A 17,296-nucleotide genomic window follows, 5' to 3' on the forward strand; every position below is an offset into this window, starting at 1 on the left:
TCGCTATGCCCATCACGGCAGCGCGAAGCGCAGCGTCTTGCCGCCGCGGGTGATGTCGACGGCGGTGAATCCGGTGGCGGTGAAGCCGCGGCTCGGGCAGTCGCCCTGCTCTGATGTCTCGAACTTGTTCTCGCGGGTGCAGAGTTGCACCAGCCCGCCCCAGTTCAGCGGCTTGTTCTTCAGTTTGATGGTGCGGTTCTCATCGTCGACCGCCTCGGCGAAGCTGTAGACCTTCTTCGGCTGTCCGGTGATGTCCGGATGCAGGCATTTGCCGGCATCGATCCGGTACCAGCCGCGGCTGACCACGGTGCGGCCGTCGTCGGTGCCGACCGCCGCCATGACCTTGTGCGGGGTGTCGTTGCACCAGGTCAGCCCGGTGGGTGAGGGCGTCTGCACCGCGTCCACCATGGTCGCGAAGAAATTCGGCTGCGACACGACGTCGGATGACAGCCCGCGGCTTTTCAGGAACGCCGCGAGCGCGGCTTGCGTCTTCGGCCCGTCGACGCCGTCGATCGGCGAGGCGTCATAGCCGGCGATGCCGAGCAGCCGCTGGATGCCGGCGAGCCGCGCCTGCTCGTCGTCATATTCGGCGCTCTCGGCGAGATAGGCGATCAGGGTGCCGTCGTCGGCCTTGCTCGGCGTCACCTGCGTGAACGCCGCCGGCGTCTGACCGGTGCGGCACTGGCGGGCGGCGGCGATGACGAAATTGTCCGCCGCCACGCACAGCTGATCGTTGCCGTTCTCGGCGAGCGGCGACGCGCCGTAGAGGCTGAGCGCGCGTGCATGCAGGAGAATGCGGTCGGCGGTCATCGTCCCCTGCAGCACCACGCGGCAGGTCGCCGGATCGAGCCGGAACCAGCCGCGGGTCGCGGTTGCCGCCTTCTCGTCGATGCCGATTGCGGCCTCGACGACGTAGCTCATTCGGTTGCAGAGCTTGAGGTCGGCGCGGGCGGGGGTGAGGGAGGCGAACAAGGCCAGAAGGATCACAGTGAGGCTGAGCGGAGCGCGAGTCCGGAAGGGTTTGATACGCCCCGCTCTCTCCCCATCGTCATGCCCGGGCTTGACCCGGGCATCCATGTTTCTCGCTCCGAACTCGCCGAACAACGTGGATGGCCGGGCTGTCTGCATTGCGAAGACGCGCTCCGCGCTTTCGCCCGGCCATGACGGAGAGAGTTGGCGGGAAGTGCTCACTTGTGGATCAGCGTGCCCGTGCCCTGGTTGGTGAACAGCTCGAGCAGCACGGCATGCTGCACCTTGCCGTCCAGGATGACGACGCCCTGCACGCCCTGCTCGAGTGCGTAGATGCAGGTCTCGACCTTCGGGATCATGCCGCCGGAGATGGTGCCGTCGGCGATCAGCTTGCGTGCGTCCTTCACCGACAATTCCGGAATCAGCTTCTTCGACTTGTCGAGCACGCCGGGTACGTCGGTGAGCAGCAGGAGGCGCTTGGCCTTCAGCGCACCGGCCACGGCGCCGGCGAACGTATCGGCGTTCACGTTGAAGGTCTGGCCTTCCTTCGAGGTCGCCAGCGGTGCGAGGATCGGGATCAGCTCGTAGCCGATCAGCTGATTCAGCAGCGTCAGATCGACCTTGTCCGGCTCGCCGACGAAGCCGAGATCGACCACCTTCTCGATGTGACTGTCGGGATCGACCATGGTGCGGGTCGCCTTGACCGCGCGCACCATGTTGCCGTCCTTGCCGCACAGCCCGACGGCCTTGCCGCCGGCCTCGTTGATGTAGCCGACCAGCTGCTTGTTGATCGAGCCCGCCAGCACCATCTCGACGATCTCGATCGTCGCCGCGTCCGTGATGCGCAGGCCGGCGGCGAATTCGGAGACGATGCCGAGGCGCTTGAGCATGGTCGCGATCTGCGGGCCGCCGCCATGCACCACCACAGGATTGATCGCGGTCTGCTCCAGCAGCACGATGTCGCGCGCGAACGCTTTTGCGGTGTCCTCGTCGCCCATGGCGTGGCCGCCATATTTGATGACGATGGTTTCGTCGTCGTACTCCTGCATGTGCGGGAGCGCTTCGGACAGGATGCGGGCCTGATCGAGCGGGCTGATGGTGGTCGCGTCGGTCATGTCTGGGAGGTCTCGGCTGTCGGGGGCGTCGCGCCGCGTTCTAGCCGATTGCCGCCCGCGGCGCAAAGCGCCGGATCACGCCCGCCGCGGCCACAGCGCGCAGACCGCGAGTGCGAGCCAGCTCGCGATCTGCAAGCTACCGCCGATCGGCGCCGCGAACGGAAACAGCCGGTCGCCGGTGAACTGCCGCATCAGGAGGTCGCCGGCGAATAGGGCCGGGCCGAGCACGAAGCCGATCGCCGTGACCAGGCCGATGCGCCGATGAACCACGCCGCGCTCTGCCAGCGCGATGGTGCCGAGCAGGGCGCAGGCGTGGAACAGCAGCATGGTGGAGGCGGTCGCGAGCCGCGATGCGTCGGGCTCGTGCGCGGCCTTGGCCGCCAGCGCGACGCCGGCCGCGCCCATCAGCCCGGCCATTGCGACCAGGATTCGCCACGGCGTCATCATGTGCTGCGCTCTTCCAGCAGCCGCACCATGGCGGCACGCAGCTCCGGCATGCCGGTGCCGGATCGTGACGACGTCGCCAGCACGTGAGGAAACGCCGCCGGATGCTTGGCGAGCGCGGCCTCGGTCTCGGCGATCCGGCTTGCGAGCTCAGCCGGCTTGATCTGGTCGGCCTTGGTCAAGACGAGCTGATAGCTGACGGCGGACCGGTCCAGCGTCTTGAGGATCTCCTGATCGACTTCCTTCAGCCCATGACGGGCATCGATCAGCACATAGACGCGGGCGAGAGAGGCGCGGCCGAGCAGGAATTTGTGGATCAGCTCGGTCCAGGACGCGACCTTGGTCTTCGCCGCGGCGGCATATCCATAGCCGGGCATGTCGACCAGCCGCAGCGGCGCATGCTCGGGCCCCTCGAAGAAGATCAGCTCCTGGGTGCGGCCCGGCGTATGCGAGGTGCGCGCCAGCGCGTTCTGGCCGGTCAGCGCGTTGATCAGGCTGGACTTGCCGACATTGGAGCGGCCGGCGAAGGCGACCTCGATCGCCCCCATCGGCGGCAGGCTTTCGATCGAGGGAGATGCATGGGTGAAGCGCCACGATTGGGCGAACAGCTTGCGGCCTTTTTCGATCAGGCGCTCGTCGGTGTCGTGGCTGGTGGTCATGACAAGGCCTCGCTCTTCGTCATGCCCGGGCTTGACCCGGGCATCCACGCCCATTGCGCGGGATATCAAAACGTGGATGGCCGGGACAAGCCCGGCCATGACGGTAGATGGTTGGTTGCTTCAGCGGCTCACGCCGCCTTACTCGTCACGCCGCTTTTTTTTTGAACGTGCCGCGGATGTTGTCGAACAGCTCCACCTTCACGCCATTGCGGCGCATGATGAAGCCCTGCTGCAGCACCGAGAGCGTGTTGTTCCAGGCCCAGTAGATCACGAGGCCGGCCGGGAAGCCCGCGAGCATGAAGGTGAAGATCAGCGGCATCCAGTTGAAGATCATCGCCTGGGTCGGATCGGGCGGCGTCGGGTTCAGCTTCATCTGGAACCACATCGTGATGCCCATGATGATCGGCCAGATGCCGAGCGCCAGGTAATGGCCGAACAGCGGCAGCTGCGTCGGATCGAACGGGATCAGGCCGAACAGCGTGAACAGATTGGTCGGATCCGGAGCCGAGAGATCCTTGATCCAGCTGATGAACGGCGCGTGCCGCATCTCGATCGTGACGAAGAGAACCTTGTAGAGCGAGAAGAACACCGGGATCTGCAGCACGACCGGGAGACAGCCGGCGACCGGGTTGATCTTCTCCTTCTTGTAGATCTCCATCATCTCCTGCTGCTGCTTCATCCGGTCGTCCGGATAGCGTTCTTTCAGCGCCTGGAGCTGCGGCTGGATCGCCTTCATCTTGGCCATCGAGGCATAGGACTTGTTGGCGAGCGGGAAGAACAGGGCCTTCACCAGCACCGTCACCAGCAGGATCGAGACGCCGAAATTGCCGAAGAAGCGGAAGAAGAAGTCGAGCGCCAGGAACATCGGCTTGGTCAGGAAGTAGAACCAGCCCCAGTCGATCAGGAGATCGAAATGGTTCAGCGCGAGCTTCTGATTGTAGCCGCCGAGGCCGCCGATCGGGAAGTTGATGCCGACCACGCCGGCCTCCTTGGCGCCGGCGAACAGCCGGGTGGAGACGCTGGCCGAGCCGCCGGCCGGCACTGTCTGCGGGGTCTCGACATAGTCGGTCTGGTAGCGATGCTGGTTGTCGACCAGCTTCGACGAATAGTTTGCCTGCAGCCGCGCATCGGTCATCGGCAACAGCGCCGCCGCCCAATATTTGTCGGTGATGCCGAGCCAGCCATTGGTGACGTCGAACTTCGCCGCCTTCTCGTCGTCCATCTTCTTGTAGGTGAACTCCTGCAGGCCCTTCTCGCCGAGATAGCCGATCAGGCCTTCGTGCAGGATGTAATAGCCCGACACGTGCGGCGTGCCGTGGCGGGAGATCAGGCCGTAGGGATACAGCGTCACCGGTGCGTTGCCGGCGTTGGTGACGTCGTCCTTGATGGTGAAGAGATAGTGATCGTCGACGCTGATGGTGCGCTGGAAAGTCAGGCCGTCGCCGTTGGTGGTGGTCAGCTTCACCGGGGTCGACGGCGTCAGCGCATTCGAGCCGTCCTGCTGCCAGACGGTGTTCTGGTCGGGCACCTGCACCTTGGCGCCGGCGGCGTTCACCCAGCCGAACTCGGCGTAATAGGGCTCGGCGGTGTTGGACGGGGAGAACAGCACGATCGCCGGCGATTTCGGATCGACCGTCTCGCGGTACTGCACGAAGGCCAGGTCGTCGATGCGTGCGCCCTTGAGTGAGATGCTGCCGGTCAGCCGCGGTGTGTCGATCTTGACGCGCGGCGTGGCGGCGATGGCGGTGTCGCGCGGCATCACGCCGGTGCTGGTCACGGCGCCGCCCGGCGCGCTCGGGCTGCCGGTCGCGGCCGCGCCCGGCTGCGGGGTGGCCGACGGCGCGGCGCTGTCAGGCTGCGTTGCCGGCGCCTGCTTCTTGGCGAGCTCGGCCTGCATCTGGGCCTGCGCGCGCTGCTTCTCCATCTGCGGTCCGTTGTAGAAGACCTGCCAAAGGATCAGCACGAGGCCGGACAGAATGACGGCGAGGATGGTGTTGCGATTGTCGGTCATCGTTTTCTTATCGTCTCGTCGTTCAATCCGGTTTGCGGGAATGCGCGTCCGGTGCGGGAGCGTTTGGCTTGTCCGCATCCGACGGCTTGCGCGGCTGCGGCTTGGCCTGCGGCCGGTCGAGGCGGCGGAGCGTCGCCTGGAGATCGGCGAGCATGGTCTGGAAGTCGCGTGACAGGGCATCCCGCCGGCCGACCAGCACGTAGTCAGTGTGCGGCCGCATCGACAGGGGATCGAGCCGTTTCACAAGCTCGCGCAGCCGCCGACGGATGCGATTACGCTCCGTGGCGGTGCCATTCTTCTTGGTGACGGTAAAGCCGATCCGGACCGGGCCCCGGTCCGGCCGTTCCCGGCGCTGGACGACGAAGGCAGGGCTGTTCGCCCGCACGCCATCGGCAACGGCGAGGAAGTCCGCCCGCTGCCGTAGCCGATCCATGATGGAAATCTCCGGGACAGACGCCCTGGCTTCAGGCGCTGAGACGCTTGCGGCCCCGGGCGCGACGCGCGGCAAGGACCTTGCGGCCGCCGGTGGTGGCGAGACGGGCGCGGAAGCCGTGACGGCGCTTGCGCACCAGTTTGCTGGGTTGATAAGTCCGCTTCACGGGTCGTTCTCCGCTGACGGGCAATTTGCCAGTTGACAACTTGCCTGCTTGAAATGTCGATTGATGTCCGGTGATGTTTACGGGCCCGAAATGGACCGCTGCCGGCCCTGAAATCGAGCCGCTCCCGGGCGAGCCGGGTCATCGCGGACGGTTGGCGCGGCTTATAAGGGAGCGTCCTGCCTTCGTCAATCGCGGCAAGACGTCATAGGCGGTGCAGGGATCGACGACGCCGAGATCTCGTCAAGACCTTCGTCACCAGCCGTGGGTCAGCGTCGCGAACGACACGAGGCAGGACGAGAACGCAAGACCCTGCGCACAAGACCCTGCGCACACGACGAAGGCAAGAATGGCTTCGGCGCGGCGGGGTTGAAGACGTCAGAGGTCGTGCAGTTTCGGGTTCCATTATGAACGATTTGGAAACCGGAACATGAGCGATCCGTAATTTGACCGGACTCCGGTGCAGTCCCATCTTGCGGTCCCGTAAGGGTGGGGTGTCTCTTACAAGGGCGATACGTGACCGAGAGCGACAACCAGCCAATCCTGGAGCGCCTGCGACCGAAACGGTCGCGGCGGCTCGGCTTGTCTGGAAAGCTGCTGCTGTTGACCATTCCGCTGGTGATGATCGCGGAGGTGCTGATCTACGTGCCGGCGATCGCCAATTTCTGGACCAACCGGCTCAACGACCGCCTGGCGGCCGCAAATACCGCTGCCCTGGTGCTCGACGCCGCGCCGTCCGGCATGGTGCCGGATTCGCTGGCGCGGCAGATCCTCACCTCCATCAACGCGCGCGGCGTCGCCATCAAGATGGGCCAGCAGCGCCGTCTGCTCGCGAGCGCCGACCTGCCCGCCTCGATCGACCACGACTTCGACATGCGCGACATGACGGCGTGGTCGTCGATCGTGAACTCGCTGACGATGATGACGGAGACCGGCGACCACACCATGCGGGTGATCGGACCGGCGCCCGGCCGAGCCCAGTTCATCGAGGTCGTCACCGACGAGAAGCCGCTGCGCAAGGCGATGTACCGGTTCTCGCGCAACCTGCTCGGCGTGTCGCTGCTGCTGGCGGTGCTGACCGCGGCGCTGGTCTATCTTGCCCTGCATTTCCTGTTCGTGCGGCCGATGCGGCGTCTCACCGCGAGCCTCGTCGGCTTCCACGAAAATCCGGAGAGCGTGGCGCGAATCATCGTGCCGAGCCAGCGTTCCGACGAGATCGGCGTCGCCGAGCGCGAGCTCGCCGACATGCAGCGCGACCTCGTCTCGATGCTGCATCAGAAGAGCCGGCTCGCCGCGCTCGGCCTCGCCGTGTCCAAGATCAACCACGATCTGCGCAACCTCTTGGCCTCGTCGCAGCTGCTGTCGGATCAGCTCGCCAGCGTGCCGGATCCGCGGGTGCAGCGCTTCGCGCCGAAGCTGATGCGCTCGCTGGAGCGCGCCATCGCGTTCTGCCAGTCGACGCTGTCCTACGGCAAGGTCCAGGAGCCGGCGCCGGACCGCCGCATGGTGGTGGTCGAGCCCGTCGTCGCCGAGGTGCGAGAGACCGCCGGCCTGTCGCCGGATGCCTCGATCACCTGGATCGCGGCGATCGAGCGCGGGCTGAAGATCGATGCCGATCCCGACCAGCTGTTCCGCGTGCTGCTCAACCTGGTGCGCAATGCCGCCCAGGCCCTGGACAGCCTCGCGGCGGACGCCGGCGTGCGCCAGATCCGCATCACCGGCCGCCGCGAAGGCGGGGTGGCGATCCTGGAGGTCTCGGACACGGGTCCCGGTGTCCCGGCGAAGGTGCGGGAGCACCTGTTCGAGGCCTTCCGCGGTGCCGGTCGTCCGGGCGGCTCGGGGCTGGGCCTTGCGATTGCGGCCGAATTGGTCCGGGCCCATGATGGCGACATCCAACTGGTCGAAGGGACCCTGGGGGCGACCTTCCGAATCACGATCCCCGACCGTCCTGTCGAGTTGCAGACCTTCTGGACCGAGCGCGCCAGCGCCTGAACCCGATCGGCCTCACCTGCCATTCCGGCGGGCGATGCCGCAGGCGTCGAGCGCGGAACTCCTGGCGTGTCGGAACGAAGCCCGTCCGCTCCGGCCATGCCGAACCGCACCGGCGCGTCTGCGGAAAAATGGTCGCAAAATGTCCCGCTCCAGCCTTGCCAAGCGGTCTCCGAGCCGTTAGTCAGGGGCCCTTCGCGAGGCCTGCCGGCGTTTGCCGCTCCGGCCTTCCGGGATCCGGCCCCTGGCCCGGAGCCTGTCAAATGCGAAAAACGCGCCCGTAGCTCAGCTGGATAGAGCATCAGACTACGAATCTGAGGGTCGGACGTTCGAATCGTTCCGGGCGCGCCATTTGCCGATGATCCACACCACGTTCAGTTCGCACGTCCATCGCTTCCGATCGATGCGTCGATCGGCGGATCTCGGGTGCGCAGGAGAACAATCTTGAGTCGCTTCTGGTCCGAGCTCGTTCATCGGCTGTCGCCCTATGTGCCCGGCGAGCAGCCGCAGATCCCGGGCCTGGTCAAGCTCAACACCAATGAGAGTCCGTTCGGGCCCTCGCCGAAGGCGATCGGGGCCATACGGGCCGCCGCGGCCGACACCTTGCGCCTCTATCCCGATCCCCAGGCAACGCGGCTGCGCGAGGCCCTCGCGGTCTATCACAAGGTCTCACCCGAGCAGGTGTTCGTCGGCAACGGTTCGGATGAGGTGCTGGCGCATGCCTTCGCGGCGCTCCTGAAGCAGCCGGCGCCGCTTCTGTTCCCTGACGTGACCTACAGCTTCTATCCGGTCTACTGCCGGCTGCTCGGAATCGACTACGCGACCGTTCCGCTCGATGCCGAGATGCGCGTGCGTATCGACGATTATGTCGGCCGTCCCGGCCCGGTGATCATCGCCAATCCGAACGCACCGACCGGAATTGCGCTGTCGCGTGCCGAGATCGCACGGCTGGTTGCTGCCCGCAGCGACGCGGCCGTCGTCATCGACGAGGCCTATGTCGATTTCGGCGCCGAGACCGCGATCCCCTTGATCTCCGAGCATCCCAACCTGCTGGTGGTGCAGACGATGTCGAAATCGCGCGCGCTCGCAGGACTCCGCGTCGGCTACGCGATCGGCGACGCCGCGCTGATCGAAGGCCTGACGCGGGTCAAGGACAGCTTCAACTCCTACCCGCTCGGCCGCCCCGCCCAGGCCGGCGCGATCGCCTCGATCGAGGACGACGCCCATTTCCAGCAGGCGCGCTCGGTCATCATGAAGAACCGCGCGGACCTCACCGCCGCGCTGGTTCTTTTCGGCTTCGAGGTGCTGCCGTCCAGCGCCAATTTCGTCTTCGCCCGGCATCCGGACCATTCCGGCCAGGCGCTGTCCGCAGCGTTGCGCCAGCGCGCCGTGCTCGTCCGCCATTTCACCGCCCCGCGGATCGCGGACTATCTGCGTATCACCATCGGCTCGGAGACGGAGCTCGCGCGGCTGACGGACGCGCTGCGCGAGGTGTTGGCGCAGAATGGTTGAGGGCCGTGGCTGAGACGACGATCGGTCGGAGCCGATCCGCCACGGCCGGCACACTTTGCGACGTCTGGATGCCATTGCTCCAAGACATCAGGCCCGAGTCGCGCGCGCAATCGCCAGTAGCCGCGGCACCTGCACCTCAATGTCCGCCGTCACCTCGCGGTCGAGCCTGTCGCGCCAGCGCGCAGGAATCGCCGCCAGCCCATGGGTGGCGCCGGCCAGCATGCCCGCGAGCGCACCCGTCGTGTCGGCATCGCCGCCCTGGTTGACGGTCTGCACAAGGCATTCGGTGAACGAGTCGGCGGCAAGATAGTGGTGCAGCACGGTCTGCATGGTGTCGACGACGAAGGCCGAGCTCCGCCCCGGATAGGGGACGAAGCTGAAGGCGCGGTGCTTGCCGATCAGAGCATCGGCTTCGCGGCGGACGGCGTCCTGGCCCTCCCCCAGCAGCAAGGCGTGAGTCATGCGCACCAGCGCGATGCAGGCGTCGTCCGACAGCGGATGATGGTGCGTGGCGCGTGCCTGCGCCAGCGTCCAGGTCTCGGCGTTGTCCGGTGCCTCGAGCGTCGCGAGCGCCACCGGCAGCACGCGCATCGCCGCGCCATTGCCGGCGTCGCCTTCGGCGTAGACGCCTTCGACCGTGCCGTGCATGACGTAGCGGCGGATGCCGCGGCGGCAGGTGTTGCCGACATCGGCCGGCCCGGTCCGGAGCCAGGCGGCAAACTCCTCGCAGACGTCGCGCGCGTCGAAGCCGCGCTTGCGGATCAGCGAGCGTCCCAGCGCCAGCGACATCTCGGTGTCGTCGGTGACCTCCCCCGGCCTGAGCTTGAGCCAGCCGCCGCCGATGATGTCGCGATGCATGGCGTATTGCGCGACGATCTCGCCTCGGGTCATGAACTCGACGGTGGCGCCGAGCGCGTCGCCGATGGCAAAGCCGAGATAGGCCGCGAGCGCGCGTTCCTCGACGTCGGGTGCGGTCATGCTGCGATCCGCTCACACATAGTCGACGCTCACGCGGTAGTCGCCGCCGATCACGAGGTATTCGCCTTCGCCCTTCAGCGCATGTGACGACAGCAGGCCGTTGAAGAACACGATCTTGCTGACGGGAATCCGCGCGGTGAGGATCATGTCGCCGAAGCAGCCCGCAGTGTCGCGGTCGGAGGAGAACGAGACGAGGTTGTTGAGCCGGACCACCGCCTCGCGCCGCGTTGTTCGCGCCACGATCCAATGCTCGTCGAACGAATTGACGCCGCGATGCAGCGTCAGATGCGTCTCGCCTGGAAAGGCGAAGCGGCGGATCGCCCATTGGCAGAATTCGAACAGCAGATCGAGCTGCACCCAGATCGCATTGTTGTGGAAGCGGCTCGACATCTTCTCCTGGACATAGGTCGTCCAGGCCCGGCTTGCCACGCGTTCGATGATCTCCTTGTGGTAGGACGGACCGAGGCCGAACCGGCTCTCGACCCAGCCCTTGAGCACGGCGCCTTCCGGGCCGTTGCTGTCGAAGCCCCAGCCCTGGATCAGCCGCAGGAAGGACGAGCGGAAACGCCGCTGGCCGCCGGACGTCGCGGCGCGTTGCTCGGGATCGAGGCCGAACATCGCCATCATGTAGGCCGAGAAGGCCTGGCCGGCCTCGTTGAGATGCTCCGCCTGCGCGAGCATCGTGAACAGGCTGGGGTTCATCTCGGTGACGCCCCAGATGTGCAGCGGCGCCGCGCTGTCGTTGAAGGCGCAGCTCGCCAGCCATTCCGAGGGACGTCCCACGAGATTGGTCGAATGGCCGATGCCGCGCCGTGCTTCGTCGTTCATGACGCGCATGATGCCGCGTCGGATGCGAACAGGAAAGTCTACGGCGGTGACACCGGCGAAGAGCGATTGATTGTCAGCTGCAACCGCCGCAGCCGCCTCCACCACCACCTCCGCAACCGCCACCGCCGCAACCACCGCCACTGCTGCTCAGCGCCTTGGATGTTGCCAGCACCGAAGCGTAGGCGGTGCCGGACAGCACCGCCGCGCCGGTCAGTGCGACGGCCAGTAGCAATTCATGCTCGCGCGGGGCGCGGGCTGCGCGCGCATGCGTCGCCTGATAGCTCCGCAGCACCTCGTTGCCGGCGTATGTGCGGGAGGGCGCCTTTGCGATCATCGCCGCGCCCAGCGCCGTAAGACCGAGTAGTAGTATTAGAAAGCCTACGTCGTGTTGCCGCGAAGCGCCGACGAGGACCTTGATCAGTCCGAACAGGATGAGCGCGCCGACGAATGGCAACACGGTCTTGCGGAATGCCACCATCTGGCTGTCGGTCGGTGCATAGCCGAGAGCCTCCAGCCGCGCCTGAATGCGCGCCGCAAGCGGCGCAAGCGCCTGCTGGAATTCCTGCCGTGTCATCTCCGGGCGGAATGCAAGCCGCGGCGGACGGTCCATCAGCGCCGCCAGCGACGTCTGATCAGTCACTGTTATCTTGTGATCGCGGGCGGTGAAGGTTGCTGCGCCGTTCGCAGCGAAGCCGAGCAGCACGGTATCGCCGAAACGTGGCGCGCCGCCGGCGAGATAGGCCAGCTCGAGCTCGTTCAAAGGCGGCTGGGGCTTGGCCGCGGCCGGGCCGATCGTGCCGCGTAGAGCGAAGGCCTTGAGGAAAATGATGGCGCCGAGAACGATGTAGACGAGTAGGAATGGGCCGGCCGTCCAGTCGAACGGATTGAGCGCCATATTCATCTCCTGAACAGCCGCCGCAGCCATGCGCGGGGCCGGGGCAGAATGAGCCAATGGGTGAGGTCGGTGACGTGATAGCGCGGTCCGGCGAAGCGGATGTGTGTCGCAGGCCACAGATCGGGGCTGGGCGGACCGAAGAAGCGTTCATGCAGTGCCAGCGTCTCGGCATATTGCCGGCGGTAGGTCATCTGCGCCTGCGGTCCGCCGGGCGTCGGATCATGATGCAGCGGGGCCTGGAGCCGTTCGCCGCACCAGATCACCCAATAGTCGCGCGAATAGATCAGATGCTGGTGCCAGACCTCGTCAACCACCTCGCTGGGCGTCACCGGCGTCGGCGAAACCATCGCGAGAAAGCAGAAGCGGCGATAGGCCTCGATCGCGGCCCGGGCCTCATCGAGGCTCCAGCCATGGTCGCGCGCCAACCGCTGGGTGAAGTTGAACGGCGTATCCGGCTCGAAATCATGCGCGGCAATGCGCTGCCATAAGTCCTGTCGCGCAGGTGCCCAGTCCGGCTCGTCGGCCTGGACATCGACCTTGACCTGCGCGCGTCGCACCGAAGGCTCCCGGAGATCGTGCACGGCAGCACCTTAGCATAGATGCGCGCCGAGTTCCACGGGGGCAGGCGTCGCCGGCAGGTATGCTGAATATCAGCCTCCAAGACGGACCCTGGTCTGTGCCAATTTGCGCCACTCGGCGTCGAGTTGGGCCGAAAGGTCGCGCGCCGCATCCGGTGAGAGCAGTCGCGCGATGGCCGGGGCCTCGATCGGATCGACCGCGGGGAGCGTGGCACAGCCCAGATTGGCAAGGCTCGCACGGAGCGGCGGGTGGGTCGAGTTCGGGTCCTCCATGGACTCCTCCTCGATCGTCTTGGCCGCAGCAGCGGTGAGCGCATCATGGTCGCGGATGTCGACGAGATGGGTCGACATGCGCTGCAGCGGCGTCGCCGGCAGGCTGATGGCGCCGAGCATGTCGGTCTCCAAGGGAGAGAACACCAGCTCGCGCAGTCGTGCCACGCCACCGGCGATCAGCACGAGCGATCGCGCCATCTCGGATGGTCCCATAAGCGCGGCCGCGCGCCGGTCGGCGGCCAGCTCATTCTGACGTGAGAGTGCGAGATACTCCCTGTTGACCCATCCAAGCACGGCACGCAGCAGCCGTGCTGCAATCCGGCCGGTGATGGTGCGATCGGGGTTCGCATAATGCAGAACGTTCTCGCAGGCGCGCAGAAAGTCGAACAGATTGCCGGCCCCGGTGATGTGACGCAGCTCGGCATGGGCAACCTCGTGGGCGATGGTGGCGCGGATTGCCCGCTCGTCGAGGATCATCAGCAGCGGCAGTCCGACGGTCATCGTGACGTGCTGGCGGAAGATGCCGGCATAGCCGCGCGCTTCGCTGATCGACGCATTGAACTCGGCGTCGAACCGCAGCGTGCGCGTCGGCTTGGCGAAGGCTGGATCGAGCTCCTGCCAGATCCGCCAGAGCGCGGGCGCCATTGCTTCGTCCAGGACGTTGCTCCGCTCGCGCCGGGCCGGCACGAAAAGAATTCCGAGCGCCAGCGCGACGGCGGCCGCGACCACGCAGAACATGATGGGGGCGGTGATGAGCGCAACTCTCGTGTAGTCGTCCAGCGCGATCAGCCAGATGAACAGCAATCCGGCGGCCAGCGCGACGACCGGCAGAACAGCGTAGCGCCCGAGCAGCAGGATGCATGACAGAACGAGACGCTTCATTTACACGCCAGGTACGCCGTCCTCGGGCCGCACCAGCTTGATGTCCTGTGCTGCGGCCCACGACCAGATGTCCTGGCGCTTCAGCGCGGTTGCCATCAACTCCGGAAACTGATGCGGCGTGCAGGCGAACACCGGACAGCCGAGCGCGGCCAGGATCGCGGCGTGCTTGGCGTCGTAGGCCGGGCGGCCGTCGTCGTTGAGCGCGAGCAGCACGATCAGGTTGACGCCCGACGAGACCAGCGCCCTGGCGCGGGCCAGCATCTGCTCGGCGATGCCGCCCTCGATGAGGTCGCTGATCAGCACCATGTGCGTGCGCGCCGGCTCGCGCACCAGGCGCTCGCAATAGGCCAGCGCCTGGTTGATGTCGGTGCCGCCGCCGAGCTGCACCGAGAACAGCACCTCGACCGGATCGGCCAGCTCCTCGGTGAGGTCGATGATGTTGGTGTCGAACACCACGAGCTTCATCGCGATCGCCGGGATCGAGGCCAGCACCGCGGCGAAGATCGAGGAGTAGACGACGGAGGTGCCCATCGAGCCCGACTGGTCGACGCACAGGATCACCTCCTCCAGATTGGTCCGGCGCGCGGCGCGCGCGTGCCCGATCAACGTCTCCGGCACGATGGTGCGATGCTCGGCCTGCCAGTGGCGCAGGTTCTTGCCGATCGTGCGCGGCCAGTCGATGTCGCCGGCGCGCGGTCGGCGGGTGCGGCGGCGGCGGTCGACCGCACCGCGGATCGTCTCGGTGGTGCGGGCATCGAGCTTTTCCATCAGCTCCTTGACGACCTTGGCGACGACTTGGCGCGCCGTCGACTTGGTCTTCTCCGGCATCACCGAGCGCAGCGCCATGAGGTCGGCGACGAGATGCACGTCGGCTTCGAGGGCTGCGAGAAACTCAGGCTGCAGCAGCATCTCCTTCAGGCCGAGCCGCTCGAACGCGTCCTTCTGGATCACCTGCACGACCGGTGCCGGAAAGAACTCCCTGATGTCGCCGAGCCAGCTCGCGACGCGCGGCGCCGAGCCGCCGAGACCGCCGCGTCGGCCGCCGCCGCGCTTGCCGCCGGAGCCGGCGTCATAGAGTCCGGCCAGTGCCGCATCGAGGCGCCGATCGCGATCGGACAGGCCGGCCTGGTCGTCGCCGCCAAGCACGAGGCGCCAGCGGCGGTTGCGCTCGGCATCAGCGTCGTCGCTCATCGATTGGCTTCCTTGATCGGCCGGTCGGCGCCGAGGATGGTCAGCAGCAAGGGCAGGGCCGCGTCGAAGCCGGCGGCGGTGGCCGGCAGCGGCGCGGGCAGCAGCGGGCTGGCGTCGGAGGTGGAGCCGACGGCCAGCGGCCGCTGCCTGGCCAGTTCGTCCAGCAGGCGCCGCCGCTCGTTGCGGTCGAAGCTCGCGAAGGCACGGCGCATCACCGGCAGCAGGTTGTTGAACGCCTCGTCGTCGATCGCAGCCAGCCAGCCGTCGATGATCCGGCGCAGCATCTGGTCGTGCAGCAGCACCTGGCCGCTCTGGCCGAGAAACCCGTCGAGCCAGTCGCCGGCCTCCAGCGTCGGCACGCTGTGGGACAGCGCGCGCGACAGTGCCAGCGCGGTCTGCTCCGGTGACACGATGCCCTGATCGTACAGCACGCGGTTCGCCAGGCCCTTCAACAGCGGATGCGCCGCCGCATCGGCGGCGACGTGCAGCAGCGCGCGGCTCCAGCCGTCGCGCAGGCCGCGATCCTCGATCAGTCCGATCGCGACGTCGAGCCGCGCCAGCCTGCCGCGGAGATCGGCGGCGACGTCGGCCTGCAGGCTGCGGCAGGCATAGACGAGGCCGGCACAGATCGCCTCGACGAGGCTGGTCACCAGCAGCCGCAGCGCCTCGGTCGGCAGCGCCCGTGCGGTGCCGTAACGCAGGATTTCGGCGAGCGGCGGCACGGCCTCGGTGAGATCGGCAACATCGCTTGTCGCGGCCGAGCGCTGCTGCAGCAGCGCGATCGTCGTCTCGGCCGCCTCGCTCAGACCCGCTTCGAGACAGCCGCGCACGATGGCCGCGACGGTGTTCAACGAGGTCGCCGCCTGTGCGTTGGTGACGGCGGCATTGCCCGCAGCCTGCGCGACGGTGGTGCCGTGCACCAGCGCCTCGACGAGACGCACCGAGAATTCCGGCTCCCAGCGCAGGCGCCAGTTCTCGCGAAAGGTGCCGCGGCTCTGTCCCGATCCCTGCAACCGTCCCCACGGCACCTGGATCAGGCCCAGCCGGTGCAGGAGCTGCGACTTGGCAAGCCCGGCCTCGCTGCGCAGGTCGAGCGCGATGTCGGTGTCGAGCGCCTCGGGCTTCAGCTTCAGCTTGCGCTGCCAGCGCGCGAGATCGGCGGCGAGCGGCATCTGCGGCACGCTGTCGTCGATCTCGCCGACACGTTGCCCGATGATGAGCTGCTGCTCGATCAGGCGGAACGGCGCCGTCTCGCCCTCGCAGAGCGTCGCAAGGCTCGCCTCGCGCATCTCGGCCAATCCCGGCAAAGCGACGTCGCGCAACGCGGCCAGCGTGATCGCGAGCCGGGACGCCTCGATGACAGATGCCGTCGATGCCGGCCGCCCGTTCCGCCGCAGCAGCTCCGCGACACGGGCCTGCCAGCGGGTCGTGAAGCCGGTGGCGTCGAGCGCGGCGGCCCCTCCGTGCTGCAGTCCCTGCCACAGATGCGCGTACCAGCCCGGCGAAATTACGCCGGCGCCGTAGCCCGACGCGGCCGCGAGGCGCGTCTCCGTCCACGGCACCCAGGTGGCGGTGACCTTGACCTGCGGCAGCCCCTTCAGCAGCGCGCGATCATCCTTCAGCGCCACTTTCCGCCGCAGTGCCGGCACGTGCCAGGCGCCGCAGATGACGGCGACGGCCCCGTCCTGCTCGCCGAGCGCCGCCGCGATTTCCAAGCGCATATGCGCTTCGCGGCGCAGCTCGCGCCGGGCTTCATCGGCAGGCTGGTAGCGCAGCGGATCGATCTTGTCGCGCAACGCCGCGATCGCGGCTTCCAGCGCGGCAAAAATCTCCGGACCATGCGCCCCCTGTTCGACGATCGCATTCCACCAGGACTCGCTGTCGTCATAGCCGGCAAGGGTGGCGAGATAGGCCAGCGGGTCGCGCCGGATCTGCGCCAGCTCAGGATCGACCGTGTCCGGCTCATCTGGCGCAGGCGCATCGGCGTCCTCCGGCGCGGCCTCGCTTTCATTGCCCTCCGGCTGCTTCGGCTTGGCCCGTTCGGCGAGGCGGTAGGACGCCGGCAGGTCGATGAAGCGGACCGGCCGTCCCCTCGCCAGCGCCCAGCGGATCGCCTGCCATTCGGGCGAGAACAGCGCGAACGGAAAGAAGCTCGCATTGGCGGCATCGTCCTGGGCGTGGACCAGCAGCGCGATCGGCGGCGCCATCGCGGGCGAGGCGGCGAACGCGATCAGCTCATCGGCATCCGGCGGCCCTTCGATCAGCACCACGGCCGGATCGGCCGCGTCGAGCGCTGATAGCACGGCGCGCGCCGATCCCGGCCCGTGATGCCGGATGCCGAGCAGATGCAGGCGATCGGGTTGCGGCGCGGCCATG

General features: G+C 67.2%; 16 protein-coding genes and 1 tRNA gene. 3 read left to right on the plus strand and 14 right to left on the minus strand.

Annotated features, from left to right (window positions below):
• Nucleotides 1-12: 12 nt before the first annotated feature.
• The 7 genes from ACQR0U_RS03635 to rpmH all read right to left on the minus strand — a co-directional run bounded on the left by ACQR0U_RS03635 (nt 13) and on the right by rpmH (nt 5,797).
• Nucleotides 13-1,077 (minus strand): DUF1036 domain-containing protein, encoded by a 1,065-nt coding sequence (locus ACQR0U_RS03635; RefSeq protein WP_434842613.1) that lies wholly within the window; start codon nt 1,075-1,077, stop codon nt 13-15.
• Between the two features lie 110 nt (nt 1,078-1,187).
• Entirely contained in the window at nt 1,188-2,084 is an 897-nt protein-coding gene (gene argB / locus ACQR0U_RS03640; protein WP_012047096.1) for an acetylglutamate kinase, read from the minus strand.
• A gap of 75 nt (nt 2,085-2,159) precedes the next feature.
• On the minus strand, nt 2,160-2,531 hold the full coding sequence (locus ACQR0U_RS03645) for a DUF423 domain-containing protein (protein WP_434842614.1): 372 nt from the start codon (nt 2,529-2,531) through the stop codon (nt 2,160-2,162).
• Nucleotides 2,528-3,187 carry a ribosome biogenesis GTP-binding protein YihA/YsxC gene (yihA, locus tag ACQR0U_RS03650; protein WP_315715361.1) on the minus strand — a complete coding sequence of 220 codons (660 nt, stop codon included), beginning with the start codon at nt 3,185-3,187 and terminating at the stop codon, nt 2,528-2,530. The genes ACQR0U_RS03645 and yihA overlap by 4 nt, the downstream gene beginning before the upstream one ends.
• 145 nt (nt 3,188-3,332) lie before the next feature.
• Nucleotides 3,333-5,198: a membrane protein insertase YidC gene (yidC, locus tag ACQR0U_RS03655; protein WP_315715362.1), complete on the minus strand. Its 1,866-nt coding sequence runs from the start codon at nt 5,196-5,198 to the stop codon at nt 3,333-3,335.
• A 22-nt stretch (nt 5,199-5,220) separates the two neighbouring features.
• Nucleotides 5,221-5,631: a ribonuclease P protein component gene (gene rnpA / locus ACQR0U_RS03660; RefSeq protein WP_315715363.1), complete on the minus strand. Its 411-nt coding sequence runs from the start codon at nt 5,629-5,631 to the stop codon at nt 5,221-5,223.
• Between the two features lie 31 nt (nt 5,632-5,662).
• Entirely contained in the window at nt 5,663-5,797 is a 135-nt protein-coding gene (gene rpmH / locus ACQR0U_RS03665) for a 50S ribosomal protein L34 (RefSeq protein ID WP_006609582.1), read from the minus strand.
• A 513-nt stretch (nt 5,798-6,310) separates the two neighbouring features.
• On the opposite strand from rpmH, the gene ACQR0U_RS03670 reads away from it, so the two are divergent.
• The 3 genes from ACQR0U_RS03670 to hisC all read left to right on the plus strand — a co-directional run bounded on the left by ACQR0U_RS03670 (nt 6,311) and on the right by hisC (nt 9,295).
• Nucleotides 6,311-7,786 carry a sensor histidine kinase gene (locus ACQR0U_RS03670; RefSeq protein ID WP_315715364.1) on the plus strand — a complete coding sequence of 492 codons (1,476 nt, stop codon included), beginning with the start codon at nt 6,311-6,313 and terminating at the stop codon, nt 7,784-7,786.
• 271 nt (nt 7,787-8,057) lie between these two features.
• Nucleotides 8,058-8,134, plus strand: a tRNA-Arg gene (locus ACQR0U_RS03675).
• A gap of 93 nt (nt 8,135-8,227) precedes the next feature.
• Nucleotides 8,228-9,295, plus strand: coding sequence for a histidinol-phosphate transaminase (gene hisC, locus ACQR0U_RS03680; protein ID WP_316172748.1), 1,068 nt, complete (start codon nt 8,228-8,230; stop codon nt 9,293-9,295).
• Between the two features lie 87 nt (nt 9,296-9,382).
• Here hisC and draG read toward each other — a convergent pair whose 3' ends face one another.
• From draG to ACQR0U_RS03715, 7 genes are all read right to left on the minus strand, one after another.
• Nucleotides 9,383-10,273, minus strand: coding sequence for an ADP-ribosyl-[dinitrogen reductase] hydrolase (draG, locus tag ACQR0U_RS03685; protein ID WP_316201549.1), 891 nt, complete (start codon nt 10,271-10,273; stop codon nt 9,383-9,385).
• Nucleotides 10,274-10,285: 12 nt separating this feature from the next.
• Complete coding sequence (locus ACQR0U_RS03690; RefSeq protein ID WP_316172746.1) at nt 10,286-11,110, minus strand: NAD(+)--dinitrogen-reductase ADP-D-ribosyltransferase; 825 nt, start codon at nt 11,108-11,110, stop codon at nt 10,286-10,288.
• A gap of 64 nt (nt 11,111-11,174) precedes the next feature.
• Nucleotides 11,175-11,996, minus strand: a complete 822-nt coding sequence (locus ACQR0U_RS03695; protein WP_316169591.1) for a TIGR04222 domain-containing membrane protein — start codon at nt 11,994-11,996, stop codon at nt 11,175-11,177.
• Nucleotides 11,997-11,998: 2 nt separating this feature from the next.
• Nucleotides 11,999-12,553 carry a glycine-rich domain-containing protein gene (locus ACQR0U_RS03700; protein ID WP_315752198.1) on the minus strand — a complete coding sequence of 185 codons (555 nt, stop codon included), beginning with the start codon at nt 12,551-12,553 and terminating at the stop codon, nt 11,999-12,001.
• Nucleotides 12,554-12,646: 93 nt separating this feature from the next.
• Nucleotides 12,647-13,729: a M48 family metalloprotease gene (locus ACQR0U_RS03705; RefSeq protein WP_434841775.1), complete on the minus strand. Its 1,083-nt coding sequence runs from the start codon at nt 13,727-13,729 to the stop codon at nt 12,647-12,649.
• Nucleotides 13,730-14,920 carry a vWA domain-containing protein gene (locus tag ACQR0U_RS03710; RefSeq protein WP_315715399.1) on the minus strand — a complete coding sequence of 397 codons (1,191 nt, stop codon included), beginning with the start codon at nt 14,918-14,920 and terminating at the stop codon, nt 13,730-13,732.
• On the minus strand, nt 14,917-17,295 hold the full coding sequence (locus ACQR0U_RS03715; RefSeq protein ID WP_316169589.1) for a DUF5682 family protein: 2,379 nt from the start codon (nt 17,293-17,295) through the stop codon (nt 14,917-14,919). Before ACQR0U_RS03715 ends, ACQR0U_RS03710 begins: the two co-directional genes overlap by 4 nt.
• Nucleotide 17,296 lies beyond the last annotated feature (1 nt).

Origin of the sequence: Bradyrhizobium sp. HKCCYLRH3097 (assembly GCF_051167875.1) — a bacterium.
In the GTDB taxonomy this organism is placed as follows: domain Bacteria; phylum Pseudomonadota; class Alphaproteobacteria; order Rhizobiales; family Xanthobacteraceae; genus Bradyrhizobium.

Excerpts from the sequence above, each read along its gene's own strand:
- ACQR0U_RS03635 (WP_434842613.1), bottom strand. The coding sequence starts at position 1,077 with ATGGATGCCCGGGTCAAGCCCGGGCATGACGATGGGGAGAGAGCGGGG.
- argB (WP_012047096.1), bottom strand. The coding sequence starts at position 2,084 with ATGACCGACGCGACCACCATCAGCCCGCTCGATCAGGCCCGCATCCTG.
- ACQR0U_RS03645 (WP_434842614.1), bottom strand. The coding sequence starts at position 2,531 with ATGATGACGCCGTGGCGAATCCTGGTCGCAATGGCCGGGCTGATGGGC.
- yihA (WP_315715361.1), bottom strand. The coding sequence starts at position 3,187 with ATGACCACCAGCCACGACACCGACGAGCGCCTGATCGAAAAAGGCCGC.
- yidC (WP_315715362.1), bottom strand. The coding sequence starts at position 5,198 with ATGACCGACAATCGCAACACCATCCTCGCCGTCATTCTGTCCGGCCTC.
- rnpA (WP_315715363.1), bottom strand. The coding sequence starts at position 5,631 with ATGGATCGGCTACGGCAGCGGGCGGACTTCCTCGCCGTTGCCGATGGC.
- draG (WP_316201549.1), bottom strand. The coding sequence starts at position 10,273 with ATGACCGCACCCGACGTCGAGGAACGCGCGCTCGCGGCCTATCTCGGC.
- ACQR0U_RS03690 (WP_316172746.1), bottom strand. The coding sequence starts at position 11,110 with ATGCGCGTCATGAACGACGAAGCACGGCGCGGCATCGGCCATTCGACC.
- ACQR0U_RS03695 (WP_316169591.1), bottom strand. The coding sequence starts at position 11,996 with ATGGCGCTCAATCCGTTCGACTGGACGGCCGGCCCATTCCTACTCGTC.
- ACQR0U_RS03705 (WP_434841775.1), bottom strand. The coding sequence starts at position 13,729 with ATGAAGCGTCTCGTTCTGTCATGCATCCTGCTGCTCGGGCGCTACGCT.
- ACQR0U_RS03710 (WP_315715399.1), bottom strand. The coding sequence starts at position 14,920 with ATGAGCGACGACGCTGATGCCGAGCGCAACCGCCGCTGGCGCCTCGTG.
- ACQR0U_RS03715 (WP_316169589.1), bottom strand. The coding sequence starts at position 17,295 with ATGGCCGCGCCGCAACCCGATCGCCTGCATCTGCTCGGCATCCGGCAT.